General features: G+C 50.9%; 9 protein-coding genes and 1 tRNA gene. 3 read left to right on the top strand and 7 right to left on the bottom strand.

Translation table 11 applies throughout. From position 1 onward, the window contains the following. Positions 1 to 133 precede the first annotated feature (133 nt). The 7 genes from LQZ21_RS14170 to LQZ21_RS14140 all read right to left on the bottom strand — a co-directional run bounded on the left by LQZ21_RS14170 (position 134) and on the right by LQZ21_RS14140 (position 8,852). The gene (locus tag LQZ21_RS14170; RefSeq protein WP_411045196.1) at positions 134 to 2,068 is read right to left on the bottom strand and encodes a hypothetical protein; all 1,935 of its coding nucleotides are present in this window, start codon (positions 2,066 to 2,068) and stop codon (positions 134 to 136) included. Between the two features lie 337 nt (positions 2,069 to 2,405). After that, entirely contained in the window at positions 2,406 to 2,651 is a 246-nt protein-coding gene (locus LQZ21_RS14165; RefSeq protein WP_411045194.1) for a hypothetical protein, read from the bottom strand. A 415-nt stretch (positions 2,652 to 3,066) separates the two neighbouring features. Beyond that, a complete protein-coding gene (locus tag LQZ21_RS14160; protein WP_411045192.1) occupies positions 3,067 to 4,278 on the bottom strand; it encodes a tyrosine-type recombinase/integrase in 1,212 nt (403 codons plus the stop codon). A 329-nt stretch (positions 4,279 to 4,607) separates the two neighbouring features. Continuing rightward, positions 4,608 to 4,680 (bottom strand) — tRNA-Phe (locus LQZ21_RS14155). Positions 4,681 to 4,777: 97 nt separating this feature from the next. Then, on the bottom strand, positions 4,778 to 5,221 hold the full coding sequence (locus LQZ21_RS14150; protein ID WP_411045191.1) for a GNAT family N-acetyltransferase: 444 nt from the start codon (positions 5,219 to 5,221) through the stop codon (positions 4,778 to 4,780). 5 nt (positions 5,222 to 5,226) lie between these two features. Next, positions 5,227 to 6,471: a ribonuclease H-like domain-containing protein gene (locus LQZ21_RS14145; protein WP_411045189.1), complete on the bottom strand. Its 1,245-nt coding sequence runs from the start codon at positions 6,469 to 6,471 to the stop codon at positions 5,227 to 5,229. 2 nt (positions 6,472 to 6,473) lie between these two features. Next, the gene (locus LQZ21_RS14140; RefSeq protein ID WP_411045187.1) at positions 6,474 to 8,852 is read right to left on the bottom strand and encodes a DEAD/DEAH box helicase; all 2,379 of its coding nucleotides are present in this window, start codon (positions 8,850 to 8,852) and stop codon (positions 6,474 to 6,476) included. A 269-nt stretch (positions 8,853 to 9,121) separates the two neighbouring features. On the opposite strand from LQZ21_RS14140, the gene LQZ21_RS14135 reads away from it, so the two are divergent. From LQZ21_RS14135 to LQZ21_RS14125, 3 genes are all read left to right on the top strand, one after another. Further along, on the top strand, positions 9,122 to 10,393 hold the full coding sequence (locus LQZ21_RS14135; protein ID WP_411045186.1) for a glucose-1-phosphate adenylyltransferase: 1,272 nt from the start codon (positions 9,122 to 9,124) through the stop codon (positions 10,391 to 10,393). A 253-nt stretch (positions 10,394 to 10,646) separates the two neighbouring features. Further along, positions 10,647 to 10,991, top strand: coding sequence for a hypothetical protein (locus tag LQZ21_RS14130; protein ID WP_411045184.1), 345 nt, complete (start codon positions 10,647 to 10,649; stop codon positions 10,989 to 10,991). Positions 10,992 to 11,046: 55 nt separating this feature from the next. Beyond that, on the top strand, positions 11,047 to 11,685 hold the full coding sequence (locus tag LQZ21_RS14125) for a hypothetical protein (RefSeq protein WP_411045182.1): 639 nt from the start codon (positions 11,047 to 11,049) through the stop codon (positions 11,683 to 11,685). Positions 11,686 to 11,951 lie beyond the last annotated feature (266 nt).

Genomic DNA, 11,951 nt, shown 5'->3' with positions numbered 1-11,951 from the left:
AAAGCGTTTCAGGGTGTTCGGCAATATTATTGACTCCATGCGTACTGACGCTTTTCTCTATAAAACTGCCTAAGATAGTGCGACTCTCAAGATTTTTTAAGTAGCCGGGGAAACCACCCTTTTCCCGGGAGATTTACCACATGTTGCTATCGTCAGGAGGAAATGGTGGCTTACCCCATTTACCCTTATTTTGTTTATTACGAGGAGGTCCAAAGTACCCGCCATTACCATTTTGTGGACCCATTCCCCCTGGGATTGCTCCTGGAGGAGGGAAAGGTGCGAATTGGAACCCAAATCCATTGTCAAGCATGGTACTATTATCAAGGTCATTTTTAAGACTATCCGAAGTCTTTAGTGCCTCCATCCTCTTTCTGGTGTTTTCAGCTGCTTTGGCAATTGAACGCTTCATTTCGAGTTCTGTATCGTTACGTAAAAACTTCTGCAGATCCAGACAGTGAATCATGTCTTCGCGAGCTCTAATACCCCGATATAATATCCCTTGGTTAGAATGGGGAATATAATTGGAGTGTAATTCCTTCATTCGGCTATGGAAGGCCTTTTCTGAAGGGCACTTAATCGATTCACTTGCCAGGTACCGCATCAAGACGATTTGTGGAGCAATACAGGTCCTATTCCACTCCTGATAAGTCATGAACAACTTTAGTCCTGTAGAGCCCATTTTTTCAGGTAAGTTTGCGTCGCAGACATGCATATAGAAGGCCTTTACCGGGTCACGTATGAGGTTGATCCAGCTTTTTACATAGGCGGAAATCATGGGCCCGATCTTTTGGGTATCGTCCTGGATATCTATCATCTCGGCCGCCGCATATACCATGGTCACAAATATCGCCTCCTTATTGTCATTGAGGCGCTTTATGAGGGAATCGATTTTGGGTTTAGGTAGGTCAAACCGTCGTATGAAGGGGATGATAATGAGGCGCTCATTAAAGGCTTCGTCATTTAAATTATCCGGACGAGGGGCGTAATTGGTGTCCTCGATGATTTTCCCTTCCATCTTGAAGGAATAATCCTGGTTTCCAAGGGCAATGGCTGAATCCCCGGTAATACGCTTTAAGGTCACGGTATTTATGGACTTGGTATTATTCCCTTCTGAGTGGATAAGAAGCCGCTTATTCCGGAAGGTGTAAAGGTTTCGGGAGACCGCTTCTTCGTCAGTTCCTTGGAGAATTTTGTCCTGGATAATCCCTGAGTAGCTCCCGAGGATACCCTGGAGAAGAGAGATGAAGGTGGTTTTTCCAGAATCCTTTTCCCCAAGGAGTATGACAAATTCCTTGAAAACGTTCCCTCCCTCCCCTAAAAGGATGCGGCCCATGAAATTGATAAGCCAACCGACACAATTCTGTAAGAATTCAAAATTACCACCCCATTGGATCATCGTTTTGGCAAGCTCCTCGATAAGCTTATAGCCAGTATCAGGTGAGAGGTCCGGGTTGAAATTTACCCCCGTCTTTAGGGTTATCCTTTTATCCAGGTATTCAGATATCGGTTTCCGCCATTCGTCGGCATAGGTTTTAGGGTCCTTCTTGTCTTTAAGAAGGAGGGAAAAGGCCTTGAGGTCCAAGACCTCTTCATTGGGGGTGGCGATGAGGTATTTCGTGTCCTCATTAAGCTCCCCCTCTATCGTAATTTCCCTCGCCAGCCGCTCAGTATATTGACGGTGGGTGGAGGGTTTATCTATCCCCATTTGCTCTAAAATATCAGCAGCATCATTTGAAAAAGTGGGGTATTCAGTAATTCCATTTAGGGTGACTTTATATATATTTGATATAATAGGTTGCCTAAGGTTGAGTCGGTCCTTTACTCTAAAGAGCCGGCAGTCGTGCGCCATCGCGGCTTTGAACTGGGCATAAGGGGATGATTGGTACGAGGGGTCGTATTCTGAATCATATTCTCCCTCATACTCAGGTGTGGCACTGTCTTCGTTAGGGGAGTCGTTTGGCTCACTTTCTGGAGACGCATCTTTTAATGCGGGCTTGCTATAAATTATCGTAACTCGGTTACGACGTATTTCTTCAGGAAATTCTGAAATTATCCGGGAAAGTGCCATGATTGGTCACCTCCAAAAAAGTATTTACCGGGTACAACGTACCGTGTTCGGTTTTGTCTGTCCGGGTTGGGCTTAGACAATGAGAAGTGGAGCCCCGCATTGAAGATGCTTAGTAGATACTGAGGGCTCCCTCAGTATCTACTTTTTTATTTTAGGTCAGTGGGAGGAAGACCCAAGTCCATCGGGCTTGAGGTTTACCCCATAATTTTTTTCGATTCTTACCGGCCGGCCCTGGTGGAACGTTATATTGAGTCCACAGAAGCCGTACTCGGGCGCCCCTTTTAGGAGATCCAGTAAATATGGTGAAATTACGCTGTAGAGCTCAGGAACTGAGATGTTACCGTTCTGGGTCATTTTGACCATCTTCCTTGTCAGGCTGAGCTTGGCTTTCATCTTGGCCGCCTGCTTTTTTGGCCCGGGCCTCGATTTTAGCCAGAAGTGAAGGCGGGTAACGGACATGCCCTCCCATTTTTACACACTCTTTATAAGGCCAGGTTTTGTTTTTTATTCCGCGGGTAACGGTACTTAAGGATACTCTCGTATAATCCGCGAATTCTTTTTTGGTTAGCATACAATCAGTCATAGTAAAATCCTTCCATAAATTTTTTGGCATATGGTCTTGCCTTGAGACATCAATGTAGTTTGGAGGTCTGGATCTTTACGGAAGGAACGGGATTACTTGACGAATTTACTCAAAAACTTTAGGTTTCGTATAATTTTCTTGATCCCTGTCACCAACCAATCGCAAACGCTCCATGGCGGATAATGCGTTGGTTTACGTCATCATAGGCACCTCCTTTTTTCTCCAGCCTCTCCCAGTAGGCCGGGTTCACTATAACTCCTTGCTTTCAACTAGCTATATCTAAAGTATCTTTTATACACCTTATATTATATCCCTTTTTTCATTAAAAAACAACATTTTTTCGAAAATTCTTCAAAAAAGTATAAAACATATGACTCGCCGTGACTCATCCTGCTCCTCTATGCCTATAAACATCTTAGGCCGTCCGATTTTCTTGTAACATCTTCTCCGGCAGCAGTTTTCCGAAGACTTCGTTCGTGGCCACGGTCACATCCGCAAGGTCATTTTCCAGAGCATGGTCTGCATATCCCTCGGCAATCGCTTCAGTTTTGTGCCCGGTCGCGAGCATGAGCTTCCTGATATCAACCTTGTTAGCCATCCTCGCCGAATAAAAATGCCGCCAGGAATGGAATACCACGTTCCGCGCTTTCCAGTAGTCTGCTGCCTCGGACGCGAGCTTTTTAGAGAGGGCCTTCTTCTCTTTTTCCGTGGTATCCTCGCTTATTTCACCCAGGTTGGCCCTTATATAGAGCTTCACGAGCATCTTTTTGAGGGCTTTGAGCGGCTCATGCTGGTCAACCGGTTTCCCATACTTTTTGCTATAGAAGATGTAGCCGTCATTATGGGGGTTTTGACTCGCGACATACCGCAGGGCATCCCGTACCTGGGGAATAATCGGGAGGGTTCTCTCTTCCCCGTTTTTCGTGGTCTTCCGGCCGTCGATGAGGGAGAAGGAACTTTCGACATAAAGGTATTTTTCCCGGACATTTTCAAGCTTCAAGCTCAATATCTCTGAGATCCGCAGCCCCGTGGTCATAGCGACTAAATTTATGAGGAAGTAGCGGTAGTCGTTCCAGTCAAGGGAAAATAGGTCCGCGGCTTCCTGTGGGCTTAACACCCCCCGCTTTTTACCCTTACTTGAGTATGCGGGGAGGCGAAGGGTAGGGTCAGTGGGAATAATATCATTGGCATAGGCCCACTTTAGGGCTGTAACTCCCACCCGGCGAATCTGCTTTAGGGTAAGGGGAGAATAATCGGGATGTTTTTCAGCCAAGTCCGTGGCAAAATCATTGATATCCTGGCGGGTAATCTCCCCGACGAGTTTACCTTGAAAATAGGGCACCCAGTATTTAATCACCCGCCCGAGACTCTCCTTGGTATGCTTTCGGGTGATGTTTATCTTGTGGGTGAGTTTCTCCTTCACATAGGGGGAGGAGTCATAATCCCAGAACCGCTTTAAATAATCCTCCAAAAGTTCCGCTCCCGGGGTGTTATTGCGGGCGATGAAGTTGGCAAGGCCCTTTTCCCGCAGAATTTTCTCGATCCGCATCACATCCTGGCTTGTCAAGGTAATAGCTTTAAGCTCATTGACTACCCTGAGTGTATGGAGGGCACTGTCAATGCTCATAGGGGCCCCTTGAGGGGCTTTCTTCGTGTTTTTCGGGGGGATTCCGTTCTTTAACCAGTCGTAAACTACGATAAGTGCCTCATCCCGGCTTGTTTTTCCGGTTGATCTAGCACATAACCGTTGTCTTGTGGCTGGGTCCATGAATTGGACGGCAAAAATACCTTTTCGGGGAAAAAGATAGAATTGACGAGCTTCCCGGCGTACCATATACCTCTCCTTTCGGAAGGAAATTGGAGTTTTTCTCCCATTTCCTTCCAGCAAGATAAAGTAAAATAAACGCCGGTCTCCCGGTAGTTTTTATAATTCCTTATAATATAAGGAATTAACTTTGCCACCTCAGAGAATCGAACTCTAGACACAAGGATTTTCAGTCCTTTGCTCTACCAACTGAGCTAAGGTGGCAAACGAATATTCATTCGATGTTCTATAACTTATACCGGAATCAAAAAAAATGTCAAGCCGTTGAGGCAAAAAAATAACAAGAAATCGGGCGCCCTGCCTACCGGTTCTCGGGGTTAATGCTTTTGTCCCGGTAGACCAGGTCCTCCCGGGGTAAAAAACCGGCTTTTTCCCAAAAACGGTTCCCTGCCTCGTTGGTTTTATAGGCCACCAGGGCGATTTTGGTGATCCCCTCCCCGGCCAGGGCGGTCTCAACCGCCTGAACCAGGGCGCTCCCGATGCCCCGGCGCCGGTATTCCTCCCGTACCGCGGCATGGTAGATATAGCCCCGGCGGCCGTCATAACCGCTTAAAACCGCCCCGGCCACTTCCCCGGCGGCCTCCGCCACAAAACAGGCGCCGGGGTTCCGCGCCAAAAACCGGGTTATCCCCTGTTCCGTATCATCCAGACTCCGCAGTCCCATACCGGGGACCGTTTTCCAGAGCTTATACACGGCAGGGTAATCCTCCCGGGTCATCACCCGGATGCTTATATCCGTTTCCATATCCCCTACCCCCTTGTTTTCCGGTCAAGCTGCCGGCGGAGCCGTTCCTCCCGGCGGAGAAAGTCCCTCCGCTGCCCTTCCCCGGCATCCGCCAGGGCCAGGGCCTCCTCTACCAGGGTCAGGGCTTCCCCGGGGACCTTCCGCCGCCACTCCGCGTCCACGGCCAAGGCCCGGTACGCGGCGGCCCGGAAAGGATCGGCGTAATTCCCCCGGGCTATCCCCAGGAGCCGCCGCCGGCCCTCGGCGGCGCGGCCCTGCCGCAGGAGGTCCTGGGCGAAAACCAGGGCGGCCCGGGGGTGCTCCTCCGCCGCCACGGCCAGGAGCTTCCGGCCGGTCTCAACCGCGGCCTCGCCAAAAGACCGGTTCCGGATTTTTACCGGGAATTCCCGCCACCGCAGGGCCAGGGCTTCCGTATCATAGCGGAATTTATTCCGTGCGGCGAGGGGATCCCCGGCGATCCGGACCAGGGCCGAAAAAAGACCGGCCAGCCCCAGGATGTCCCGCCGGTTATGGTCGCAGATCCCCAGCAGGGGCCGGGGATCGGAGGATTTCAGGAAGGAAAACCATATATCTGGGGCCAGGGCGCCGCTCACATCCCCGGTACGGTCCAGGCCCAGGATGGCGGTCTCAATCTCCCCCTGGGAGCAGGAGGATAGGATCCCCTTCCAGAGCCGGCGGGCGGGGTGGAGCAGATCCCCCTGGTAATACGCCGGGGGCCGGATCCCCATCACGATACAGCGGCTCGCCAGGATCTGGGAATCAAAGGTCTTGCCGTTGTAGGTAATGACCAGGGGCGGCCGCGGGCGGGGATCGAACTGTGGAAGCAGGGCCGCAAGAAAGTCCCCTTCCCCGGGATAATCCAGGAGCAGGTACTGATCCAGGCGGAGCCGGAGGGGTCCCGGCCCGGAGGACACCAAACGGCCGAAGGCCGCAAGGAAGGCCACTGTACCGGCCCCCCGGGAAAGGCCCGTGGTTTCCAGGTCGAAAAAAACCATATCCTCCGGACCGACTTCTTCCGATGGATACCGGAGGAGGTCGGGGACGAGGATCGGCAGGGACCGGGGCAGGGGAAAATCCAGGGAGAGGGGCAGATCCAGCAGCTCCGTCCGCTTGAGGGTCTGATACCCCGCCTCCTGCCACTCCGGCCCCAGGGACGGGGTCTCTGCCCGTGGAGAAGGCAATACCCCGCCGGGAGGGGGGGCAGGGGCATTCCGGATCCGCCGCAGCCGATCCCGCAGGTTCCCGGCCATAGCTAGGCCAAGGCCCCCAGGAAGCGGGCGGTCCCCGCCTTGTTTCCCCCGGGGCCTACGCAGGAGGGGCAGCCCGATTTACAGGGACAGCGGTCCACCACGGCGCGGATCGACCGGAACAGATCCGATGCCCGCCGGGCCAGGGCCTCCGCCAAACCGGTGCCGCCCGGATACTTGTCGTAGATATACAGGGCGGGGATACCGAAGTGGGGGTCCCGAACCCGTTCCGCCACCCCGATATCCCGGGGATCGCAGAGGAGGAACACCGGGGCAATGTTTTTTATCAGGGTCCCCGCCCCGGCCAGGGCCGAACCAGCTTCCTCCTCATCGAATTCCGCCAGGACTTTCCCCCCGGCGGTTTCGGGACCGAAGAGCAGCGCCAACGCCCGGGTCTGCATCTCCTCCTCGGGGAGCGTGATGTCTCCGTAACCGATATTTTCATGGGTGTGGAAGCGGATCTTCTTGAATTTCGCCGTCTGGGACCGGACGAGGACATCGCCGACCATACCCCGGGCCGCTTCCCCATAGTTCAGGGCTTCGTCCTCGGTTAAAACTTTGATATCGGTTTTCACCAGCCCGTCGGTAAAATAGTTCACCTCCGCCTCGATCACCAGGCACTTCCGGTTCTCGATGTCCAGGGATTGAACCAGGTACTGCCGGCCCCGGTGGAGGTAGACCGCGTTCTCGAAGATCATCTCCTTGGCGCTGGGACGGTCCATCTCCCCAATCACCACGTTCCGGCCCTTGGTGGCATCCACAATGACCACATTGTCCGCCGTGGCGGACCGGAGGCTGATCCCCTCCGCGGGGAAGGACCGATCCGCCCAGTGCCAGCGCCCCCCGCCGGGACCGTTCCCCCCGGTATGCCGGACAATGCCCTCTTCCTCCAGATAGGCCAGCACCTCGGCGGCCCCTTCCCCAAAGGGTTCCTCCCCTTTTTCCATTACCTCATCCCGAAAGGGCAGCTCAAAGGCCGCGCACTTCACATGGTCCGTGAGAATATAGGGGTTATCCGGGTCCAGCCGGGCCTCCTCAACGCTTTTTCTGAAAAACCATTCCGGATCGTTCATGATGAACTGATCCAGGGGAGCCGCGGAGGCCACGAAGACCGAAACCGAAACGCCCCCCCGCCTTCCCGCCCGGCCCGACTGCTGCCAGAAGGAATTGAAGGAGCCGGGGAAACCCGCCACCACCGAGGCGTCCAGGCCGCCGATATCGATACCCAGCTCCAGGGCGTTGGTGGACACCACCCCCCGGATGGTCCCCTCCCGGAGGCCCCGCTCTATTTCCCGCCGCTCATTGGGGAGGAGCCCCCCCCGGTAGGCCTCCACCCGGATCCGGGAATTGTCGGTGTAGAGGTTGCGGAGGTCCTCGTTGACGTAGGAGGCCGCCACCTCGGTCTTTATCCGGGAATGGGCAAAGAGGATGGTCTTGATCCCGGCCTTGAGAAAAGCCAGCATCCATCGGCGGCTTTCGGTAACCACCGAACGGCGGATCCCCTGGACCGCGTCTACCAAGGGCGGGTTGTAGAGGATCACCCGTTTTTCCCCCCGGGGGGCGCCGTTTTTGTCAACCAGGGTTACCTCTTTTCCGATCAGGGTTTCCGCCAGCTCCCGGGGGTTGGCAATGGTGGCGGAGCAGAGGATGAATTGGGGGGCCGCGCCGTAAAAGGCCGCCACCCGCCGGAGCCGGCGGATCACGTCCGCCACATGGCTCCCCAGGACCCCCCGGTAGGCATGGGCCTCGTCGATAACCACGTATCTGAGGGCGGAGAAAAACTTTATCCACTTGGGATGGTTGGGGAGTATCCCCCCATGGAGCATGTCGGGGTTGGAGATGATGATCCGCCCCCCGTCCCGGGCGGCGACCCGAAGGGAATCCGGGGTATCCCCGTCATAGGTTGAGACTTTGATGAAGGGCCGGGGGCTTGGGGGCGGAGCCCCCGGAGAAGGGGGTGCGGCGCAACCCTGTGCGCCGCAGGGGGAAGGCTTTCCCCCTCCTATTAATTGAACGATTTCGTTGAGTTCCGCCTGCTGATCCTGGGAAAGGGCCTTGGTAGGGAACAGGTAAAGGGCCCGGGCCTTTTCGTCGTCCAACAGGGTCTGGAGTACCGGCAGGTTGTAACAGAGGGTTTTCCCCGAGGCGGTGGGGGTAACCACCACCACGTTCCGGCCCCGGCGAACCTGTTCCCAGACTTCCCCCTGGTGGGTGTAGATCTCCGCAATCCCCCGGTTCCGCAGGGCCCCGGCAATGGCCTGGTTCAGGTCCGGCGGAAAGGGAACCGTCTCACCGTCGGAGGCTTCCAGGACCCGCTCCGCTACAATATGGGGGGCAAAGGCCGGGTCCCGCAGGATTTTTTCCAATGCCAGGGTATTATCCATAAATTTATTGTACCAATAAGAAAGAACAAAGGTAAAGTATCGACAGATTGGAAAAAACCGTTTATACTAGAAAAGGATTATGTTATACGCCGGTTTCAAACGTAAGTTTTTAATCCCGGCATAGGGAAAAGCGGTTTTCGATTGAAAAGGGCAATCGGACCGGCTTAACGGGTACTGAAGCGGTTTTTCCCGGGGCTTATTCCAGGAAGATCCGAATTTTGGAACAAGCTCCAATTTCAAAAAATGACGCCTATTCAAGGAGGTACTATATGGAAGTTTTGTCTATCGTGCTTGGAGGAGGGAAAGGGACCCGCTTGTTCCCCTTAACCCAATCCAGGGCAAAACCGGCTGTTCCTTTTGGGGGAAGATTCCGCCTGGTGGATATTCCCATTTCAAATTGTATCAACGCTGATTTTAGACAAATATACATCCTTACCCAATTCAACTCCGCATCCCTCCATTTGCATTTGTCCCAGACCTATGTATTTGATTCCTTTACCCGGGGTTTTGTGGAGATCCTTGCGGCGGAACAGACCTTTGAACATTCCGGGTGGTATGAGGGCACCGCCGACGCGGTCCGGAAAAATTTCATCCATTTTAGAACCCAAAATCCCAAGTATTACATCATCCTGTCCGGGGATCAGCTCTACCGCATGGATCTGAAGGAACTCCTCTCAAAGCACCGGGATTCCGGGGCGGCGATTACCATTGCCACCACCGCCGTGAGCAGGGAGGATGCGAGTCAGCTGGGGATCCTCAAGGCGAATAAAAACAATGAGATCACCGAATTTATGGAAAAACCGGGGCCGGTCAAGGATATCTCCGACTTTAAGATCCCCGCGGAACTGCGGCAGGATAAAAACGGCAAGGGAGACGAATATTTAGGCTCCATGGGGATCTACGTGTTTAACGCCGAAGCCATGGAGAGTTGTCTTGCCAATGAGCTCACCGATTTCGGCAAGGAAATTATTCCCGCGGCCATTAACAAACTCAAGGTGAATGCCTATCTTTTTGACGGTTACTGGGAAGATATCGGAACTATCCGGAGTTTTTACGAGGCGAATCTGGACCTTACCACCCTGCGTCCCAAATTCGATTTTTATGACGAGGACGCGCCCATCTATACCCACATGCGGAACCTTCCCCCCTCAAAGATGAATTTCAGCAACATGAACCAGTCCATAGCGGCCGAGGGCTGCATCATCACCAATGCCTCGATTACCAATTCCATTGTCGGGGTCAGAACCATCATTGAGTCCGGGTCAAGCCTCAACGGGGTTGTCTGTATGGGCGCGGATTATTATGAATCGGAGATCCAGAAACAGCAGAACGCCGAAGCCCGGGTTCCCAACATAGGGATAGGCCGGGGGGCCATTGTCAAAGGGGCGATCATCGACAAAAACGCCTGTATCGGCGAGGGCTGCCGTATCGGGGTGGACGCCATCCCCCGGGTCGACGGCAACTACGGACATTACTACATCGTGGACGGCATCATCGTGATCCCCAAAAACGCGGTCCTCTACCCGGGGGCGGTGATCTAGTAGCTTGTAAACACTAATATGCCTGATCATGGGAGAAAGAGAATTCGACCACAAAGGCGAAGAAGTAAGTAAGGAAAAACAAGGAAAAAATTACGTATTTCTTCCCTTTTTTTCATTTAATTCGTAGCGGTCTACTTTGCGCCTTTGTGGTGAATTTTTTAATTCCCGGGGGTAGCCCCGCTGTTCTTTGTCTTTCTTTCCCATCTTTTCCTCTCCTTCTGTTGTATTACCCGTTTATTTTTATGTCTACCGGATGGGGTACGATCCACTGAAGGGTGGGGCAGTACACCTGCGCGTTCCAATAAATATTGACAAAAAAGCTCATACTAGGCTATTATCCATTTATAAATTTATTTCATTAGGAGATAAAATTATGGAAAAAGAAATTGAATCATTGAAGAAAACTGTCGAAACCCTTCAGAATGAAATCATTTTCCTCAAGAAGAGACTGGATGCTGTTAATGGGGAATTTGTAACTATTGATAAAGAGATAAATCTCCCTGGGGAAGGTAAAGAACCAACCCTATATGACATAAAATGCCTCTTTAGGCTAAGAGAAAGCAAAGATGGAAGTAGAAAGTTTAGTTTAGCCTTATAATAAGTCCTTACCTATAACCGATACATAAAACATATTGATGTATGGAGAATATTTTATGGCGAGGAATAATACTACTAATGAGATATTATCAAAATCTAAACAATTAAAAAATGTAAAAGATATGACAAAGGAAGAGATATTAGAAGAACTTGATAAGTTACAACCACATGCAAAAATAATTGATGGTATCAAAATATTTGCATTTGGTATTTCGGAAAGAAGTGATTATTTATTAAAGTATTGGACTCATGTTCAAGGCGATAAAATACGATCCTATGAATTTAAGAATGAAACGGAAAAGGAGAAATTTCGCAATTTTATTATAAAAAATGGAATCTACAAGCCCAAAAATGAATATACAAATGATAGACTTGGACCATTTGAAATTAGGTGGTTAGGGTCTAATGGATTTAAAGCATCTTCTGATGATATAATAGCATCACGGAATTATAAATTTGCTTTAAAGGTTTTAGAATTTGACATGTTACATTTTTTGGAAAAAACAAATAAGAGCTTTGTAATTAATGAAAATTACAGCGATGAAGATTTACTTGAAATATTAAAAATATTAACAATAATAAGAGAAGATGAAAATAAATACCATAGGGTATTAACAGTAAAGTTAACTGATCTATATGACAATATTGTTAAGGAACAAATTAAAAGGAGAAATATAAATAAAAAAGTTCTATAGCAAACGCAACCACTTCGCATAACAACGAGCCTGCCAATAGGTTTTTTTGTTTAATGGTCTACTTTAGTATACACTAAAACCGGCTTATTATGCAAAAAAGTAGTTGATTTTTAATAATTATCCTGGTATAATTGACTATTAAAATTCAATTTTTTTGATTTATATATTCTGTTACCAATGTCAACAAGTTAAGCCCCTCCGGTCAACAATTTGATTTATGATTATGATGAAACTTCACCTTCCGAGGGGTTTTCCGCGGTGTTGAC

Source organism: Treponema sp. TIM-1 (assembly GCF_046533115.1).
Lineage (GTDB): Bacteria > Spirochaetota > Spirochaetia > Treponematales > Breznakiellaceae > JAIRMO01.
Note: the sequence above shows the minus strand (reverse complement) of the source record. Positions and strands in the feature narration are given on the sequence as shown.